At 43.7% G+C, this 19,321-nt stretch carries 19 protein-coding genes; 16 read left to right on the top strand and 3 right to left on the bottom strand.

Annotation, left to right across the window (positions count from 1 at the left end; translation table 11 throughout):
• Positions 1-203: 203 nt before the first annotated feature.
• Both I2E70_RS04630 and I2E70_RS04635 read right to left on the bottom strand, forming a co-directional pair.
• Positions 204-659, bottom strand: coding sequence for a DUF3021 domain-containing protein (locus I2E70_RS04630; protein WP_070846109.1), 456 nt, complete (start codon positions 657-659; stop codon positions 204-206).
• Positions 653-1,093: a LytTR family DNA-binding domain-containing protein gene (locus I2E70_RS04635; RefSeq protein WP_049482826.1), complete on the bottom strand. Its 441-nt coding sequence runs from the start codon at positions 1,091-1,093 to the stop codon at positions 653-655. Before I2E70_RS04635 ends, I2E70_RS04630 begins: the two co-directional genes overlap by 7 nt.
• 245 nt (positions 1,094-1,338) lie before the next feature.
• Here I2E70_RS04635 and mutL point away from each other — a divergent pair, with 245 nt between their 5' ends.
• Genes mutL through I2E70_RS04655 form a run of 4 tightly spaced genes read left to right on the top strand, consistent with a single transcriptional unit; the run spans position 1,339 to position 5,033 of the window.
• The gene (gene mutL, locus I2E70_RS04640; RefSeq protein ID WP_195423654.1) at positions 1,339-3,282 is read left to right on the top strand and encodes a DNA mismatch repair endonuclease MutL; all 1,944 of its coding nucleotides are present in this window, start codon (positions 1,339-1,341) and stop codon (positions 3,280-3,282) included.
• Positions 3,283-3,302: 20 nt separating this feature from the next.
• Positions 3,303-3,896, top strand: coding sequence for a Holliday junction branch migration protein RuvA (gene ruvA, locus I2E70_RS04645; protein WP_195423656.1), 594 nt, complete (start codon positions 3,303-3,305; stop codon positions 3,894-3,896).
• Positions 3,896-4,465, top strand: coding sequence for a hypothetical protein (locus I2E70_RS04650; RefSeq protein WP_195423659.1), 570 nt, complete (start codon positions 3,896-3,898; stop codon positions 4,463-4,465). The genes ruvA and I2E70_RS04650 overlap by 1 nt, the downstream gene beginning before the upstream one ends.
• A gap of 1 nt (position 4,466) precedes the next feature.
• Entirely contained in the window at positions 4,467-5,033 is a 567-nt protein-coding gene (locus I2E70_RS04655) for a DNA-3-methyladenine glycosylase I (protein WP_195423661.1), read from the top strand.
• 51 nt (positions 5,034-5,084) lie between these two features.
• Here I2E70_RS04655 and I2E70_RS04660 read toward each other — a convergent pair whose 3' ends face one another.
• A complete protein-coding gene (locus I2E70_RS04660; RefSeq protein WP_195423664.1) occupies positions 5,085-6,122 on the bottom strand; it encodes a S66 family peptidase in 1,038 nt (345 codons plus the stop codon).
• Between the two features lie 375 nt (positions 6,123-6,497).
• Here I2E70_RS04660 and I2E70_RS04665 point away from each other — a divergent pair, with 375 nt between their 5' ends.
• The 12 genes from I2E70_RS04665 (at position 6,498) to nrdD (ending at position 19,314) form a co-directional block, all read left to right on the top strand.
• Positions 6,498-7,766: a competence/damage-inducible protein A gene (locus I2E70_RS04665; protein WP_195423667.1), complete on the top strand. Its 1,269-nt coding sequence runs from the start codon at positions 6,498-6,500 to the stop codon at positions 7,764-7,766.
• Between the two features lie 116 nt (positions 7,767-7,882).
• Positions 7,883-9,028, top strand: coding sequence for a recombinase RecA (gene recA / locus I2E70_RS04670; protein WP_195423670.1), 1,146 nt, complete (start codon positions 7,883-7,885; stop codon positions 9,026-9,028).
• 87 nt (positions 9,029-9,115) lie between these two features.
• Positions 9,116-9,514 carry a transcriptional regulator Spx gene (gene spx, locus I2E70_RS04675; protein WP_003009108.1) on the top strand — a complete coding sequence of 133 codons (399 nt, stop codon included), beginning with the start codon at positions 9,116-9,118 and terminating at the stop codon, positions 9,512-9,514.
• 136 nt (positions 9,515-9,650) lie between these two features.
• A complete protein-coding gene (locus I2E70_RS04680; protein ID WP_195423673.1) occupies positions 9,651-10,247 on the top strand; it encodes an SP0191 family lipoprotein in 597 nt (198 codons plus the stop codon).
• Positions 10,248-10,369: 122 nt separating this feature from the next.
• Complete coding sequence (locus I2E70_RS04685) at positions 10,370-10,636, top strand: IreB family regulatory phosphoprotein (RefSeq protein ID WP_003002070.1); 267 nt, start codon at positions 10,370-10,372, stop codon at positions 10,634-10,636.
• A complete protein-coding gene (gene ruvX, locus I2E70_RS04690) occupies positions 10,636-11,055 on the top strand; it encodes a Holliday junction resolvase RuvX (RefSeq protein WP_049486291.1) in 420 nt (139 codons plus the stop codon). The genes I2E70_RS04685 and ruvX overlap by 1 nt, the downstream gene beginning before the upstream one ends.
• A 22-nt stretch (positions 11,056-11,077) precedes the next feature.
• Complete coding sequence (locus I2E70_RS04695) at positions 11,078-11,383, top strand: DUF1292 domain-containing protein (RefSeq protein ID WP_003001941.1); 306 nt, start codon at positions 11,078-11,080, stop codon at positions 11,381-11,383.
• Positions 11,384-11,592: 209 nt separating this feature from the next.
• Positions 11,593-12,825 carry a bifunctional folylpolyglutamate synthase/dihydrofolate synthase gene (locus tag I2E70_RS04700; protein WP_195423676.1) on the top strand — a complete coding sequence of 411 codons (1,233 nt, stop codon included), beginning with the start codon at positions 11,593-11,595 and terminating at the stop codon, positions 12,823-12,825.
• 75 nt (positions 12,826-12,900) lie between these two features.
• A complete protein-coding gene (locus tag I2E70_RS04705; protein ID WP_195423679.1) occupies positions 12,901-13,311 on the top strand; it encodes an SP_0198 family lipoprotein in 411 nt (136 codons plus the stop codon).
• 125 nt (positions 13,312-13,436) lie between these two features.
• Positions 13,437-14,972, top strand: coding sequence for a cardiolipin synthase (gene cls / locus I2E70_RS04710; RefSeq protein ID WP_195423682.1), 1,536 nt, complete (start codon positions 13,437-13,439; stop codon positions 14,970-14,972).
• 170 nt (positions 14,973-15,142) lie between these two features.
• The gene (locus I2E70_RS04715; protein ID WP_195423686.1) at positions 15,143-16,981 is read left to right on the top strand and encodes an MFS transporter; all 1,839 of its coding nucleotides are present in this window, start codon (positions 15,143-15,145) and stop codon (positions 16,979-16,981) included.
• Positions 16,982-17,103: 122 nt separating this feature from the next.
• Positions 17,104-19,314, top strand: a complete 2,211-nt coding sequence (gene nrdD / locus I2E70_RS04720) for an anaerobic ribonucleoside-triphosphate reductase (protein ID WP_155168293.1) — start codon at positions 17,104-17,106, stop codon at positions 19,312-19,314.
• Positions 19,315-19,321: the final 7 nt, after the last annotated feature.

Below are 19,321 nucleotides of genomic sequence, written 5' to 3' on the forward strand. Positions count from 1 at the left end.
CATGACTTAGTTTTGAGCCTAAGGTCTCAAAACTCCCGAGTGCCTGAAACGTTTGTGTTTCAGGCACTTTTCTCACAGCGGAAAGTTTCAGTAGATGATTGAATAACTATAACGAGTATAATTTTTATAGAATTTATTAGATTTGTATAAAAGAACAGCTTATCTCCACTTTCAGATCCTCGTGACGGCGAGGATCTTTTCTTTTAGTGGTTAGTAATGCTTTGATTGATTTCTTGGACTTGTTTTTTGTAAAAATGATAAGAGACCAACCAGATGATCACATAAACGAGGGTGAATTCGACAATGAGCGAGAGGTAAAATCCTAGTCGTGCTGGGAACCAGCCGGCCAAGGTAGCTAGGGGAATAAAGCCAAGTAACATGAGTAGGTAATGGCTCAAAGTAGCCCGCAAGAGGCTCCAGTCTTTTTGAAAGAGGAGACTTCCCAAGCTAAAGAGGACCCCAATCGCACCCCAAACGAGGACGCAATAGAGCATGACCAGTGAGCCGTGAACATGATGCAAGAACATCCAGCGGCCGACTGCAGAGTTGGGACTTAAGGGAAGGTACAACTCTGCTGAGAAGTGGTAGGAAAAGAAGATGGATAGGATGAGCCCGATGAGAATCCCTTTTAGGGCGTCAGAAAATGATTGTTTTAGCATGATAATTTCTCCTTAATGGCTTTTAAATAACGACGGGAGGAGTAGGTCAGGCTCCCATTTTTAAGATGGATTTGAACCGATCCTCCACTAGTGAAGTGCAGGTGATCGATTTCTTTTGTGTTGATAATTTCAGATTGGGAAATTTTGAGAAAGAAGGTCGGTAAGTCTTCAGATAGTTGATAGAGTGGTCCAGTCAGGATAAATTGATCTGTCATGGTCTCACCAATCACTTGCCGATTTTCAATGTAAAAACGTTGGAATAGCTGGCTTTCGATCAGGTAAGCCTCCCCATCCTTTTTGGCACGTAAGCGCCCTTTTTGATCCAATTCTTCCACAAAGTCACGGATTCTCTCTACACGCGTAGATAGTGTAGGTGCTGTAATCGTCACCGCTTCTTCTTGGAAGTGGGAATCAATGTGTACTTCTACTTTCATAAGATATTTTCTCCCTCCTTAGGTAAAGTCGGTTAGCCTGCTAGCCCGGCTCCTTCTTTACACTACTATTAAACACTTTTTCCAAAGGGAAGACAAGGGGATTTGTTTATGTGGTCATTTTCTTTGCCTATGCGGTTTTTAGGGAAGAAGATGGGGCTAGCCTCCATTTTTTAAGAAAGGGAGTCCTGTGGATCTGTGGTATAATAGAGCTACATGTATCGGTGAAAAAAGGTAAAGGAGCAGCTATGTCACAGATTATTGAATTGCCAGAAGTCCTAGCCAACCAGATTGCGGCAGGTGAAGTAATTGAACGACCTGCTAGTGTGGTAAAGGAATTGGTTGAAAACTCGATCGATGCTGGAGCTAGCCAGATCGTCGTTGAAATCGAAGAAGCAGGATTGAAGTCGATTCGGATCACAGACAATGGGGAAGGAATTGCGCATGATGAGGTCGCTCTGGCCCTTCGTCGACATGCGACCAGTAAGATCAAGAATCAAGCGGATCTTTTTCGCATTCGAACCCTTGGTTTTCGTGGCGAGGCCATGCCTTCCATTGCTTCTGTTAGTATTCTAACCCTTCTAACGGCTCAAGAAGGAGCTGCCCACGGGACCAAATTGGTCGCAAAGGGTGGTGAAATTGAGGAATTGGAGCCAGCGACAAGCCCTGTCGGGACCAAGATTACAGTAGAAGATCTCTTTTTTAATACCCCTGCTCGTCTCAAGTATTTAAAGAGCCAGCAGGCAGAGCTGTCCCATATCGTGGATATTCTCAACCGATTGAGTTTGGCCCATCCAGAGATTGCTTTCACTTTGATCAATGATGGAAAAGAAATGACCAAAACGGCAGGTACTGGCAATCTCCGGCAAGCGATTGCGGGCGTCTATGGCTTGGCGTCTGCCAAGAAGATGGTGGCCATTGAAAATCGCGATCTGGATTTTGAAGTGACGGGCTTTGTGTCTTTGCCTGAATTGACTCGTGCCAATCGCAACTACATCAGTCTCTTTATCAACGGCCGTTATATCAAGAATTTCTTGCTCAATCGAGCTATTTTAGACGGCTACGGCAGTAAACTCATGGTGGGGCGCTTTCCACTCGCGATCATTAATATCAAGATCGATCCTTACTTAGCGGATGTCAATGTTCACCCCACTAAGCAAGAGGTTCGCATCTCCAAAGAACGAGAACTAATGGCCTTGATCTCCCAGGCTATTGCGAACGCTTTGAAAGAGCAGGACCTGATTCCGGATGCTCTAGAAAATCTAGCCAAGTCGACTATTCGTCGAACAGAAAAGCCAGTACAGACGACCCTGCCTTTAAAAGAAAACCGCCTCTATTATGACCGAGAGAGTCAAGATTTCAAGCTTCGACCAGAAGTGGCAGATCCTCAACGGCCTCTGACAGATGAGGTAACTGCTGATTCTACAAGCCAAGAAAACCCAGTAGAAAAACCGACAAGCGCGATCAAGTTTGCGGAAAGAAAGACTGCGGTTTATGATGAACTGGATCACCCAGAGTTGGATCTGGCTAGTCTAGACAAGGCCTATGATAAGTTGGATGGGGAAGAACATTCGACCTTCCCAGAGTTGGAATATTTCGGTCAGATGCATGGAACCTATCTCTTTGCCCAAGGAAATGGGGGCCTATATATCATTGACCAGCACGCGGCCCAAGAGCGGGTCAAATACGAAGAATACCGGGAGAGCATCGGGGACGTAGACGGCAGTCAGCAACAACTGCTGGTGCCTTATATCTTTGAGTTCCCTACAGACGATCTGATCCGCCTGCGACAGCGCAAGCACCTCCTAGAAGAAGTGGGCGTCTACTTAGAAGAATACGGAGCCAACCAGTTGATCTTGCGGGAGCATCCGATCTGGATGAAGGAAGAAGAGATCGAGTCGGGTATCTACGAAATGTGTGACATGCTCCTCTTGACCAAGGAAGTGTCCATCAAGAAATACCGAGCTGAGTTGGCCATCATGATGTCCTGCAAACGCTCTATCAAGGCCAACCATACACTGGACGATTACTCTGCACGAGATCTCATCTACCAATTGTCCCAATGTGACAACCCTTATAACTGCCCTCATGGCCGTCCGGTTTTGGTTAACTTTACCAAGTCAGATATGGAAAAGATGTTCCGACGCATTCAGGAAAATCACACCAGTTTACGGGAATTGGGCAAGTATTAAACAAAGAATAAAGGAAGATTATGTACGAATACATTAAAGGAATCTTAACGAAAATCACCGCCAAATACATCGTGGTAGAAACAGCTGGAATCGGCTATCTCTTGCATGTGGCCAATCCCTATGCCTACTCTGGTAAAATGAACCAAGAGGTGCACGTCTATCTGCACCAAGTGGTCCGTGAAGATGCCCACCTTCTCTATGGTTTTGCAACCGAAGAAGAGAAGCAGCTCTTTTTAAACTTGATCTCAGTCTCTGGGATTGGACCTGTCTCAGCTCTGGCTATCATTGCTGCAGACGATAATGCAGGCCTTGTCCAAGCCATCGAAAGCAAGAACATTACCTACTTGACCAAGTTTCCAAAGATCGGCAAGAAAACAGCCCAACAGATGGTGCTGGACTTGGAAGGTAAGATCAATCTTGATCTAGAAGATGCACCGGCTCAGACCAAAGCCAAAGCAACAGAAGAAAACCAAGCTCTTGAAGAAGCTATGGAAGCCATGTTGGCATTGGGCTACAAGGCAACGGAACTCAAGAAAATCAAGAAATTCTTTGAAGGAACTTCTGATACTGCTGAAAACTACATCAAGTCAGCTCTTAAGATGTTGGTGAAATAATGAGCATTGCTCGAATTAAACTAGTTGAAGCAAGAAGCAGTAACAACCATATCAAGATAATGTTTAAGAATGGGAAGATTAAGACGATACGGATACACTGTAAAGTTTTTCCTTTATTTTGTAAAAATTGTCAACAGAGTCAGACAGAATTATTTTTGCATAATGGATCTCGCTATGGTCAAGTTGGCTCAATTCCTTGTGAATTTTGTGGTGTGAGTATTGCCGTAGTGGATAATGACAATATAGTAGATAGTATAAAGGTGAATGATGAATCTTGTTCTTTCGAAAAACTCTATCTGTTAAGTGCAGACTACATTGAATGGTTTCAAGAATGGTATGGAATAACATTGGCTCCCGAAAGCTTTTTTGAAGGGTGGACTGATTGGATAACTGTAGACCAACTTCGAGAACAGATTGAAACATTAACTGGTATAGAAACAGATGGTCAAGCAAGGTATCAAACAGATGAAAAATTTAACCCTCTACCACCAGATATTAATCGTTGGATTAATCTATTGGAGAAGTCTACTGTTCCCTTGCCTGATTATGTTTCAAAGATAGGAGAATAAGATGCCAAAACGTTGTAGCTGGGTCAAAATGAACAACCCGCTATATGTAGCCTACCATGATGAGGAGTGGGGACAGCCCCTCCACGATGACCAGGCGCTCTTTGAGTTGCTTTGCTTAGAGACTTATCAGGCTGGACTATCTTGGGAAACGGTGCTCAATAAACGGCAGGCTTTCCGTGAGGTTTTTCATGGCTATCACCTTCAAGGTGTTGCAGACATGACGGATGAGGAGCTGGAAGCTTTGTTAGACAATCCAGCCATCATTCGCAATCGTGCAAAGATCTTTGCGACACAGGCCAATGCCCAGGCCTTTTTACAAGTCCAGGCAGAATTCGGCTCTTTTGATACCTATCTCTGGTCTTTTGTTGAGGGGAAAGCCATCAACAATGATGTCCCGGATTACCGGCAGGCCCCTGTGAAGACAGCTCTTTCCGAGAAGCTTGCTAAAGATCTCAAAAAGCGTGGTTTCAAGTTTACGGGTCCCGTTGCGGTCCTATCCTACCTACAAGCAGCAGGCCTGGTCAATGATCATGAGAATGATTGTGAATGGAAAAGTGGAAATAAGTGACGTTAGATGACTAGAACACCAGAGAATATAGAAAAAGCTGAGAAATTCATCTCAGCTTTCTTTGTTATAGTCAAAGCGAATGACTTGCTCCGTTGCATCTACATGGGCGTGGACTCCGAAGGGAACAATTGCTCTTGGTGTGGCATGGCCAACGTTTAGATTATAGACAATTGGGATATTGCTATCAATGGTGTCCATTAAAGCCTCCTTATAGTCGTCATAGAAGGTTTCATCCATAGGTTTTCCGACCAAGAGTCCACTGATGACTTCAAATATCCCAGTTTCTTTTAAAGCCTGCAACATTTTTTTGAAATCATCAGGTTCAGGCTGTTCTTGACTTGTTTCTAGCAATAGAATCTTTCCTTCCCAGTCGGATAAGTCAGGGAAAAGTTTGTATTTTTGGCAGAGGTCTGTGCTATCTGCGTGTAGAGAGTTGTCAAAAATATCATAGAGAGACTCAAGACAACCACCGAGGATTTCTCCCTCAAACTGAGCATTGCCTTGTAACAAGTCAAAACCTGTATTTGCATGGCTGACACGAGGTGTTCCCAAGGCTTTGGGACTAAAATCAGTCCGTTCCTCATACCAAATGTCACTAGGTCGAATTTCTGAGATTCTTCCCGTCTCAATCAATTCTTTGAAGTAGTGGAGGCTATATGGCAACATTTCTTTGTTTAACTCACAAATGTCTGCTAGAAAGGATTGGCCGTAAAAAGTCTTGATTCCTAGTTTATGCAACATGAGATGGTTCATGGTCGTATCCGAGAAACCGAGAAAAATCTTTGGTTTGATAACCTTTTGTAGTTGGTCGTTTTCAAAAAGATAAGGTAGCAAGCGATAGGTATCGTTTCCACCAATGGCGCATAGGATCATGTCGATGCTATCATCAGAAAAGGCCTGAATCAAATCCTCTGCACGAGCTTCAGGATGTTCTTTGATAAAATCTAAGCCTTTTAGCGAATGAGGTAAAAAGATAGGATTGAGTCCGAAGTCCTTGAGACGTTGAATACCCAAGTCCACTTCGTGCTTGACAAAGTCTTCACCCATAGTCCCACTAGATAAACTTATAATACCAATAGTAGAAGCCATATATTATCCTCCTAGAAAAAATTGATGCTATTGTATCACAAAAGATGAGGGGAAACAACAAGAATTTGAGTCAGAAGAAAACATTTAGATCAAGAAAGTAGTAAAAAAGCAACCACTCGATATGGTTGCTTCAGAATATAGATAAGCTCTATTAACAATAGAAAATAGCCCTTTAGAAGTTGATTGCCACATAGTTAAAACTCTTAGGAATGCTGATGTAATGTTATTTCTAAGAGTTTTTACTTTATACTCTAAAGTAAAAAGATTGAAGAAAGTTGTCCAAAATGGACTTTATCTTCAATCTGTTTTTTTAATAATTTAGGAAATTGTGTTAAAATGAAATGAAAATTACGAATAGTATAAGTGGGAGGCACCATGAAGGCGGAAATTATTGCAGTGGGAACCGAAATTCTCACAGGACAGATTGTGAACACCAATGCTCAATTCTTGTCTGAAAAATTAGCTAGTTTAGGGATTGATGTCTATTATCATGTGGCGGTAGGAGACAATGAAGGTCGTCTCTTCTCGACCATTGAGACAGCTTCAAAGCGCAGCGATTTGGTGATTTTGTGCGGTGGACTTGGGCCGACAGAGGATGATTTGACCAAGCAAACCCTTGCTAAGTTTTTAGAGAAAGAACTGGTTTTTGATCTGACAGCGCTTGCCAAACTTGACACCTTCTTTGCGAGTCGCCCTGATTATGTCCGGACGCCCAATAATGAGCGACAAGCACAAATGATCGCCGGATCAATCCCTCTTCAAAACCGTACAGGTCTCGCGGTTGGAGGTTTGATCACGGTTGATGGTGTGACCTATGTCGTTCTACCTGGTCCTCCAAGTGAGTTAAAGCCCATGGTTAATGAACAATTGGTGCCTCATTTGACAACAGGGGAGCAGCTCTTTTCAAGAGTTTTGCGCTTCTTTGGGATTGGGGAAAGCCAGCTGGTTACGATTTTAGCAGATATCATTGAAGAGCAGAGTGATCCGACAGTGGCTCCTTATGCCAAGACAGGAGAGGTGACCTTGCGTCTGTCTACAAAGGCGAAAGATCAGGCAGAAGCGGATGCTAAGCTCGATGTTTTAGAAAAGGAAATCTTATCACGCCACACCCTGGATCATCAACCCTTGCAAGAGTTGTTTTACGGTTATGGAGATGACAATTCGATGGCCAAGGTTGCCTTTGATCTTTTGAAACAGACTGCTAAGACCATTACAGCTGCAGAAAGCCTGACAGCTGGCCTCTTCCAAGCGACTCTGGCAGATTTTTCGGGTGCTTCCAGCATCTTCGCAGGCGGTTTTGTCACCTATAGCCTAGAAGAAAAAAGCAAGATGTTGTCTATTCCAGCTCAAGAGTTGGAGCAACATGGAGTAGTGTCTCATTTTACAGCCCAAGCTATGGCTTCGCAGGCCCGTAAATTAACAGGATCCGATTATGGTGTTAGCCTGACCGGAGTTGCGGGGCCAGATAGTCTGGAAGGGCATCCAGCAGGGACTGTCTTTATCGGACTTGCGACTCCAAATGGAGTGGATAGCGTCCAAGTCAATATCGCCGGACGTAGCCGCTCTGATGTCCGTGAAATTGCAGTCCTTCATGCCTTTAATTTGGTGCGCCTGGCTGTATTAAATGGTGAAAATTTGGTATAATGAAGCTTGTGCCAAATGAAGACTGATTCAAAAAATGAATGGGATATGCACCTGTTAAATGACGGAAACCGTTGGTGAATAGAGTGCATTCCTGTATAGAAAAATAGGAGAAAAGAATGGCGAAAAAACAGAAAAAATTAGATGATATCTCTAAGAAATTTGGAGACGAGCGTGAAAAAGCGCTCAATGATGCCCTGAAGTTGATCGAAAAGGATTTTGGTAAGGGATCCATCATGCGTCTGGGCGAACGCGCAGAGCAAAAAGTTCAAGTCATGAGCTCAGGTTCCTTGGCTCTTGACATTGCCTTGGGTGCTGGTGGGTATCCAAAAGGTCGGATCATCGAAATCTATGGTCCAGAATCTTCTGGTAAAACAACCGTTGCCCTCCATGCAGTAGCCCAAGCACAGAAAGAAGGGGGCATTGCTGCTTTCATCGATGCCGAGCACGCCTTGGATCCATCTTATGCGGCAGCTCTCGGGGTCAATATCGATGAACTCCTCTTGTCTCAACCAGACTCAGGGGAACAAGGACTTGAAATTGCTGGTAAATTGATCGACTCTGGTGCGGTTGATTTGGTGGTTGTCGACTCTGTTGCGGCCTTGGTCCCTCGTGCAGAAATCGATGGAGATATCGGTGACAGCCACGTTGGTTTGCAGGCGCGGATGATGAGCCAAGCGATGCGCAAACTCGGAGCTTCTATCAATAAGACCAAGACCATTGCCATCTTTATCAACCAATTGCGTGAAAAAGTTGGGGTCATGTTTGGGAATCCTGAAACGACACCTGGTGGTCGTGCCCTGAAATTCTACGCCTCTGTCCGTTTAGATGTCCGTGGAAATACTCAAATCAAGGGTACTGGGGACCAAAAAGATACCAACGTTGGTAAGGAAACCAAGATCAAGGTTGTAAAGAACAAGGTAGCTCCACCGTTTAAAGAAGCCATGGTTGAAATCATGTACGGGGAAGGAATTTCACGTACGGGTGAATTGGTGAAGATTGCAACAGATTTGGATATCATCCAAAAAGCTGGTGCATGGTACTCATATAATGGCGAAAAAATCGGTCAAGGATCTGAAAATGCTAAGAAATTCTTGGCTGACCACCCAGAAATTTTTGACGAAATCGACCATAAGGTTCGGGTACATTTTGGTTTGATCGAAGAAGACGAAGCGGTGAAAAGCCTTGATAAAACTGAAGAAACAGCTCCTGTCGTAGAAGAAGTAACTCTAGATTTAGATGACGCGATTGAAATTGAAGATTAATTTTTTTCAAAATAGGTCGCTAGACTGATGGTTTTTGTGTTATAATTTAATACGATAGTATTATCGTGTAGCGAAAGGAGTGCATGCATGATTAAAATTTATACAGTGTCAAGTTGCACCAGCTGTAAAAAAGCAAAGACTTGGCTCAACGCTCACCAGCTAACTTATAAAGAACAAAACCTCGGTAAGGAAGGGATCACCAAAGAAGAATTGTTGGATATTCTTACAAAGACTGAAAATGGAGTGGCAAGTATTGTCTCTTCAAAAAATCGATACGCTAAAAATCTAGGAGTGGACATCGAAGACTTGAGTGTTAACGAAGTCATTGATATCATCATGGAAACACCTCGTATTCTTAAAAGTCCGATCTTGGTAGATGACAAACGTCTCCAAGTGGGTTACAAAGAAGACGATATTCGTGCTTTCTTGCCACGATCTGTTCGAAATGTAGAAAATGCGGAAGCACGGATGCGTGCAGCCCTTTAAAGTGATTGAAAATCAGAAACAATTTGTTTCTGATTTTTTCTTTTTTAAAAATCGGAATGAAAAGCAGTTTACTGCGCCATTTTACAAAATCTATGATACAATATTTTAGAAAACAATAACTAGTAAGGAATGGAAAATGAAAAGAAAAATCTTCTTATTGGGTGCGCTTGTCTTGTGTTTGACGGGATGCGGTCAAAAAAAGCAAGTGAAAACGCCAACCTCAAGTGAGCAAAAAGCAATTAAAGCGAAAGCAGAACAGCTGCAAAAGGATAATAAGAGCATCTTGCAAAAGGCTGAAGAAAATCAAGTGGTTACAAGAACCTTTGTTTTTCCAAAAGATGACAAGGGGACACAACAGACGCAAATCGTAACCTACGTGGGGAACACCTTTAAAAAATTGGAGACTATCAATGTGACGGCGACCGATGAGGAGTTAAAAAAAGGGATCCAACAGGTTGGAGTCGAAGAAGCGCAAAAGCAATTGAGAGAATCTTTTAACAAGGATGATGCCTTAAAGGAAGCTTTGACAGTACCAGGTTTCACAGCTGATTTGACCTTGGAAAATGAGAATGAATACAAGGTGACGATCACGTATGATTTTGAAGCGATGGATGTGAAGAAGGCTGAAGGGATGACCTACTTCAAAAACAATCACTTGCCGGAGTTGTTGAAGCTGACACCGAGCCAATTTGCAGACAATCTCATCAATGCTGGAGCGAGTGAGCAAAAATAAAAAACAGTTTAACTAAAAAAGCTCAATAATGCTTGAAAAAGCTGTAAAATCAAGGGTTGACCATTGTGGAAAACCCTTGATTATGGTATAATAGTAGTATTCTAAGGAAAGAGGGTGTTCTTGTGGGATTTACAGATGAGACAGTACGTTTTAATCTTGATGATTCAAATCGTAAGGAAATTAGCGAGACCTTGAAAGATGTTTACTTGTCACTGGATGAAAAAGGCTACAATCCAATTAATCAAATCGTAGGATACGTACTCAGTGGTGATCCTGCCTATGTACCTCGTTATAATAATGCACGGAACCAAATTCGTAAATATGAACGTGACGAGATCGTGGAAGAATTGGTACGTTATTATTTGAAAGGGCAAGGAATAGACCTCTAATGAGAATTATGGGATTGGATGTCGGTTCAAAGACCGTCGGGGTTGCTGTGAGTGATCCTCTTGGTTTTACAGCTCAGGGTCTTGAAATTATTCAAATTGATGAGGACAAAAAAGAATTTGGCTTAGAACGATTAGCTGAATTAGTAGCTCAATACAAGGTAGACCGTTTTGTTGTAGGCTTGCCGAAGAACATGAACAACACAAGCGGACCGCGTGTGGAAGCCAGTCAGGCCTATGGCACGATGATTGCTGAAAAGTTTGGCTTGCCAGTCGACTACCAAGACGAACGGTTGACAACAGTTGCCGCAGAGCGGATGTTGATTGAGCAAGCAGACGTTAGCCGTAGCAAACGCAAAAAAGTTATTGATAAGCTAGCGGCGCAGCTCATTTTACAAAATTATTTAGATCGTAATTTTTAGAAAGAAAACGAGGAAGAATAGTATGGCACATGATCATAACCACGACCATGAAGAACGTGAATTAATCACATTGGTGGATGAACAAGGAAATGAAACCTTGTTTGAAATTCTTTTGACCATCGATGGCAAAGAAGAGTTTGGAAAGAACTATGTCCTTTTGATCCCTGCAAATGCAGAAGAAGATGAAAATGGCGAAGTTGAAATTCAAGCTTATTCATTTACAGAAAACGAAGACGGAACAGAAGGCGACCTTCAACCAATCCCAGAAGACTCAGATGCAGAATGGGATATGATCGAAGAAGTCTTCAACAGCTTTATGGAGGAGTAAAAACGTCCGGGGGACGTTTTTAGCCCTGCTTCAAGAAATAAGAAAAAGCAGGAAGTCTGGGAGACTGTATCACCTCAACTCCGAGAAATTGGAAAGAGTTAGTATGTCCGGGGGACTTGTTGTAAAGATGAGCGGAAAGAATAACTACAAAAGAAAGGAGCGCAAACGTCAGAAGAGGTTTTGTCGCTTTTTTCTTTTAGGAGGAAGATGTGAATAAGATTGAGCAATGGATGAATAGTCGGATCGGTCTGAATTTCCGATCAGGACTGGATCGTATGGAGCAGGCGGTGAGCCTTTTAGGGAGACCGGATAAGGCTTATCCGATCCTTCATGTGACAGGAACCAATGGGAAGGGATCGACGATCGCCTTTATGCGCCAATTGTTGATGGCTCATGGGAAGAAAGTTGGAACCTTTACTTCTCCTCATATGATCAGTATCCATGATCGGATTTGTATTGGGGATCAGCCAATTTCAGATGAAGATTTCACTCGGATTGGTCAAGAGGTGCAGCAGATGGAGCAGACCCTACTCCAAACCCAGGACCAACTCTCTTATTTTGAAATTATCTGCCTCATGGCCCTCTTGTATTTTAAGGAACAAGCTGTAGATGTGGTCTTATTGGAAGTAGGTATTGGTGGGCTTCTGGACACGACCAACGTAGTGACAGGAGAGATTGCAGTGATCACTTCGGTTGGCCTGGATCACCAAGAAACACTGGGAGGGACGCTTGCGGAAATCTCCCAGCAAAAGGCGGGGATTTTTAAACAAGGTAAGAAAGCAGTGGTGGGCCCCTTGTCTGATGAAGCTGCAGCCGTTTGTCATGAAAAAGCGGAGCAGTTGGATGTGGATCTTCACACCTTCCAGGAAGATTTTGGCATAGAGCAGAATCGTTTTTGGAATGAAAGTGTGGAGCTTGACTTGCCCTCTCTTGGCTTGAAGGGTGATTACCAACGGGAAAATGCTGCAGTAGCTTTAGAGGCCTTTCTCCTTTATATGAAAGGCGCGCATCAAGAAGTAGATAAAGAGCACATCAAGCAAGCTTTACAGGAGACACGTTGGCCGGGACGTCTAGAGTTGTTTGGTGACCAGGTGTATCTGGATGGCGCCCATAACCCTCACGCCATGCTACGTTTGATTGAGTTTGCAAAAAGCTTAGCCGGGAAACGCGTGAAGATTTTATTTGGGGCTCTTAAGCGAAAAGATTATAGTGGGATGCTTGAAACGCTTCAAACTGGTTTGCCAGAAGCTGAATTGATTTTGACGACCTTCCATTACGGAGAAGTAGTGGCGCAGGGTGACCGCCAAGACCTGCCTTATGTGGCTGACTACAAGGCCTATATCAAAGAATTTATGGATCAGAGTCGTCCAGATGAAGTCTTATTTGTGACAGGATCTTTGTATTTTATTGCAGAAGTAAGGGCATTTTTATTAGAGGGTTAAACAATTGACCTAAAGACTTTCTTGGCGTATACTGGTGGTAGATAGATTCGACGAAGGCGAAAGGAGTCGATTTTAATGAAAAAAATCATGTCTATACTGACCTTGGCGGTAGCCCTTTTCCTGACTGCTTGTAGCCAGCACGAACAACAGCAAAAAGTCTCGAGTAGCGCTAGCTCAAATTCATCTGAGACAGTGGTTTCGACCAATGAAAAGCCAGAGCAAGGGGTGTCCATAGATGGAAGCTATCGGGGACAGGATGAGGAGAATACAATTCTACTGGTTGTGACGGGTCAAAAAGGCACTTTTACAGTGCAAGACGCTGATGGAGAAGAAGAGAGAAAAGAGGTCAGTATTGATCCTGTCAATCAATCCATGCGTATAGGGGATGAGCCTTATCGCTATCGGATCGAAGGAGATCAGTTATCGCTAGAAGACTTGGAACAGGCAGAGGATGATCAAGGAATTATCGTTCTGACTAAGCAATAAGAGATAAATTATGAGAGGCTAAAGACGGATCTTTAGTCTCTTTGTTTGTCTAGAAGGGGCTTGGTTGGTCGTTGCAACGGGTAAAAAGAATTGGTATACTAGTAGAAAGAAAAAAGGAGGATGCTGTGACCTTTAGAAAATTACGTCTATTAATGTCCAAATATGGATTTAGTATTTTGTTTATGGGCTTTGAACTATGGGCATCCTTTGCGGCCTTCTTCTGGCTCAATAGATGGTTCCCTCATTGGCTATCTGTTGCAGTCATTGGGCTCTTATATGTGTCGACAATCTTAGCTATTGTTAATCGAAATACCCCGCCTGAAAATAAGGTGACCTGGCTCTTGATTGCCGTCATTCCTGTCTTTGGATCGCTTTTATACCTCATGTTTGGAGAGCGACGTTTGTCCAAAAAGGAAATGATCCAGCTGAAAAATATGGAGTCCATGAAGTTTCGAGAGGACAATAGTCATCAGTTGCGTAAGGAGCTCAAACAAGAAAGCAAGGCGGTTTATGGCTTGGTCAAGTCGATTTTATCCATGGATCACAATGCGGATCTCTACAATGGGACGGCATCAACCTTTTACCCTCTAGGGGAGGAGATGTATGAGCAACTACTAGAGGATCTGAGAGTGGCGAAAAAATTTATCTTCATCGAGTTTTACATCATTGATGAGGGCTTGATGTGGAACAGTATCCTAGAGATTTTAGAGCAGAAAGTGAAAGAGGGGGTCGAAGTCAAACTCCTTTATGACGACATCGGCTGTATGGCAACCTTGGCTGGGAACTATACCAAACGATTGCGAAAGATGGGGATTGATGCCCATAAGTTTAACAAGGTGATCCCCCGTCTAACAGTGGCTTATAACAACCGAGACCACCGTAAGATCTTGGTCATTGATGGCCAGATCGGCTATACGGGTGGTGTCAATTTGGCAGACGAGTACATCAACCACATTGAGCGGTTTGGTCACTGGAAGGACAGTGCCATTCGTTTAGATGGACGAGCTGTTAAGGCCTTAACGCGACTCTTCCTCATGAACTGGTACATCAACCGTGGGGAAATCGAGGATTTTGACCGCTACCATATTGAAAATAAGGCGGTCGAAGGAGAAGGGCTCTACATTCCCTATGGGAGTGGACCAAAACCGATTTACAAGTCGCAGGTTGGAAAGACAGTCTATCAAAATATGATTAACCAGGCGACGGATTACGTCTATATCACGACTCCTTACTTGATCATCGATTATGATTTGACAGAAGATATCCGCAATGCGGCCCTTCGTGGGGTGGATGTTCGCATCGTGACCCCGTATATTCCGGATAAAAAATTGATCCAAATCGTAACCCGTGGGGCATACTTGGATCTGATGGACGCTGGTGTGAAAATCTATGAGTACACACCTGGTTTTGTCCACAGCAAGCAAGTCCTAGCAGATGATGAAATGGCGGTTGTGGGATCGATTAACTTTGACTACCGTAGTTTGGTCCATCACTATGAAAATGCGGTCTGGATGTATCAAACGCCTGCTCTGAAAGAGATTCGAGCGGACTTTGACCACATCTTTGAAGTATCTCAAGAGATCACTGAAGATACCTTCCGCTTTACATGGCACCAAAGTTTGATCAAGGAAATTATGCAATTATTCGCACCGATGTTGTAACAAGTGTGTGAAAACAGAGAAAAGAGTCAGAAGCTGAGAGGCCTGACTCTTTTTACCTATCACTATGTGACAAGAGGCTGACAGGGTCGGCAGAATTTGGTATACTAGAGAAGATAATGAGCTTTTTTCTAAAAGGAAAAGCAGAGGAATAGTGAAGAAAAGGAAAAAGAATGAGCGAAAAAGAGCAAGAAATGACTTCGAAAAAATTAGGGCTTCACGTGGGGGATAGTTTCCAGGATACACGTGAAATTCGCGAAGTGCTAGACAAGTCGGTCTTTCGCGAAGAAGAGCCTACGCATAGCCAGCAGGCAGAAGTCTTGGAGGAGCCGGTTGCAATGGAGGCATCAGAGGAAATTAGTGATGCCAAGCCAGAAGCAATAGCAGAACCTACACAAGAATTGGAACAGGAAGCGGAGCAACCGCTCAGTCGGATGAGTCGTCGTTCGCGTAAGGCGGGAGTTGAAGCGGCAAAAGCGGAAGCATCGAAGGTAGAAGAGAATACGGAAGAGCTAGAAGCAGATGTGGCAGTTGAGCCGATCCGTCGTCAATCCAAGCGTCCAGTGCCTCTAACGATTCCTTTTGTGTTGAGTCTTTTGATTAGTTTATTGCATGTCGGCGTGCCATTTTTAACCCGTTTTGCAACCAATCAACAATCGCAAAACTTGTATGCTGGCTGGGCAATGACCAAGGGGCAAGTACCGTTTGGTGATTTTTACGGAACCAATGGTCTGCTCTATTATGCAATCAACTGGTTGGGAAGTTTAGCTGGTGGACATTGGATCTTGATGATCCTCCAAGCGATTGCCCTCTTCTTTGCGGGTACCTATCTCTATCGGGTTGTGCGCTTGCTGGTGTCTGATAAAGATACAGCGAAGAATGTCCAGTTACTCTTTTATTTCTTGGTGCTAGGCCTTGGTTTTGGAGGAACTTATGTGACTCTCTTTAGTCTTCCAATCCTATTTGCCAGCATGAATTTCATTTTGGCTTATTTGATTGGGCATCGTAAGGATGAAGGCTTTATCCTTTATGGTGCGATTGCAGCTGTGGCTTTCTTGATTGATCCGATGACCAGTGCCTTGTTTTATTTGTTGGCCTTCCTTGGATTAACAGCCTTTAACATCAAGCAGAAGAGATGGGCGCGTGGCTTTTATCAACTGCTAGCAGCTCTCCTTGGTTTTTCACTCGTCTTTTATCCAATTGGCTATATCACCGTTTTGAATCAGACTTTTGGCTATGCCATTAACCAAGTAACCTATGTCTTTAATGCCTTGAATTTTAGCAATGGACAGACCTTCAGTAATGCCATTTATTATGGACTGTTGGCGCTGGCCTTTGGCCTAGTCTCTGCCTTTTTGATGTCTTTTACGAAGCAAAATAGCAGTGCTCGCCGGATCTTCCGCTTTATGGGATGGGCAGGTAGCTTGGTGGTCCTCATTGTGTCGATTGGTCTTCCTGAACAAGGCGCTTACCAATTGTTACCGATGTTGCCATTTGTTCTTCCTTTGTTTGCGATCTGGTTCTCACGAGATGGGGAAGAAAACGATGGGATCGAACGTCGTGGTCGGAAGAAGAAAAACAAGGAAGTTTGGGCCGCTTACTTTACGAGCCAAGTTTTCTTACCGCTAGTAGCCCTTGTCTATCTGTTGGCGAATCCAGTGGTTCAAGATGTCGTGCTTCAGTCTGGTCAATCGAGTGAACGGAGCGCTATTGCCAGCTACATTAAACATCACACCAAGTCGCAAGATACCATCTATGCTTGGGATACGACAGCTACTCTCTATCAAGAAAGCGATCGTTTGGCAGCTTCTGCCTTATTGACCCCAACGTCTTATCTGGGAATTAATGAAAATCGGACCAATGTGATCCAACAAATCGATCGGTCTGAACCCAAGTATATTGTGGTCAACAATCAGGTAGAATTGACCTCCAATATGAAGGACTTGCTCAAAGAAAATTATCATCTCGTTGAGAAGAAATACCGTCATTTCAAACTCTATCAACGCTCTTAAGAAAATCAATATCTTGTGCTTTAGAAAGTTTTTTATAAAATTTTCCACAAGATATTGATTTTTATTTTTGGAGTGGTATAATACAACTTGTATGTAAATAAATGAAGAGAGGCATGTTTGGTATGATCACCTTGAGAGAAGAAAAACTGAGAATGGCCCCGGATATTTTTGTTGAAAAACGAGATGGCCGTCGTGTTCCATTCGATGTTGAAAAAATTTATAAAGCCTTGTTGAAGGCAACAGAAGAAGTGACTTCTCTCACTCCCGTGATGGAAGCCAAACTAGAAGCCATTGTCGATCGTGTGATCGCAGAGATTTTGGAACGTTTTCCAAATGGCGTGAAGATCTATGAGATTCAAAATGTCGTCGAGCATGAATTGCTTCAAGCTAATGAATATGCGATTGCAGAGAGCTACATTACTTATCGCACCCAGCGTGATTTTGAGCGCTCAAAAGCGACGGATATCAACTTTACGATTGGCAAACTCCTCAATAAGGACCAAGCCGTCGTGAATGAAAACGCCAACAAGGACAGTGATGTCTTTAACACGCAACGGGACTTGACAGCAGGGATTGTTGGTAAGTCTATTGGTCTCAAAATGTTGCCCAAACACGTAGCCAATGCCCACCAAAAAGGGGACATTCACTACCATGATTTGGACTATAGCCCTTATACACCGATGACCAACTGCTGTTTGATCGATTTTGAAGGCATGCTCAGAAATGGCTTTAAGATTGGGAATGCAGAAGTAGAAAGTCCTAAGTCCATCCAAACTGCGACGGCTCAAATCTCGCAGATTATTGCCAATGTAGCCTCTAGTCAGTACGGGGGCTGTTCAGCTGACCGGATCGATGAGGTCCTGGCCCCTTATGCAGAAAAGAACTACCAAAAACACTTGGCAGATGCCAAAGAGTGGGTGCTTCCTGAAAAGCAAGAGGACTATGCTTGGAGCAAGACTCAAAAAGATATCTATGATGCCATGCAATCGCTGGAATATGAGATCAATACCCTCTTTACCTCGAACGGACAAACTCCCTTTACTTCGCTTGGTTTTGGTCTTGGAACCAATCGCTTCGAGCGGGAAATCCAAAAGGCGATTTTGGAAATCAGAATCAAGGGACTTGGATCGGAACATCGGACCGCTATCTTTCCAAAACTGATCTTTACCCTTAAGCGGGGGCTCAACCTAGAACTTGGAACTCCTAACTATGATATCAAGCAATTGGCCTTGGAATGTGCAACGAAGCGTATGTATCCAGACGTTTTGTCTTATGACAAGATTGTCGAGTTGACAGGCTCCTTCAAGGTGCCGATGGGATGTCGCTCTTTCCTTCAAGGTTGGAAGGACGAGAATGGTGTGGAAGTTAATTCTGGCCGGATGAACCTAGGGGTTGTGACAGTCAATTTACCTCGGATTGCCTTGGAATCAGGCGGAGACAAGGAGAAGTTCTGGCAAATCTTTAATGAACGGATGAACATCGCTGAAGATGCCTTGGTTTACCGGGTGGAACGCACCAAAGAAGCGACACCAGCTAATGCGCCGATTCTCTACCAATATGGGGCTTTCGGAAAACGCTTGGGCAAGTATGACCAGGTAGATCAGCTCTTCCGTCATCGCAGAGCAACTGTTTCTCTGGGCTATATCGGACTCTATGAAGTCGCAACCGTCTTTTATGGTCCAAATTGGGAACACAATTCAGAAGCCAAACAATTCACGATCGATATCATCAAGGATATGAAAGCGCGCGTGGAAGAATGGTCTGACCAGTATGATTACCACTTCTCTATCTATTCGACTCCGTCAGAAAGCTTGACAGACCGCTTCTGTCGCCTAGATACGGAGAAATTTGGTAAGGTTCCGGATATCACAGACAAGGAATACTACACCAATAGTTTCCACTACGATGTTCGTAAGAACCCAACGCCATTTGAGAAGTTGGATTTTGAGAAAGTTTATCCTGAAGCAGGTGCGTCTGGTGGCTTTATCCACTATTGTGAATACCCTGTGCTCCAACAAAATCCAAAAGCCCTTGAAGCGGTTTGGGATTATGCCTATGACCGGGTCGGTTATCTCGGAACCAATACGCCGATTGACCGTTGTTACAAGTGTGATTTTGAAGGAGATTTCACGCCGACTGAGCGAGGATTTGCTTGTCCAAACTGTGGTAATAGCGATCCGAAAACGGTTGATGTGGTCAAACGGACCTGTGGTTATCTAGGAAACCCGCAAGCTCGTCCGATGGTCAATGGCCGTCATAAGGAAATCGCTGCACGGGTCAAACACATGAATGGATCCACTATCAAATCAGCTGGACACCAAGTGACAGATTAGAAAAGGA

Source organism: Streptococcus parasanguinis (genome assembly GCF_015556095.1).
Taxonomy (GTDB): Bacteria; Bacillota; Bacilli; order Lactobacillales; family Streptococcaceae; genus Streptococcus; species Streptococcus parasanguinis_Q.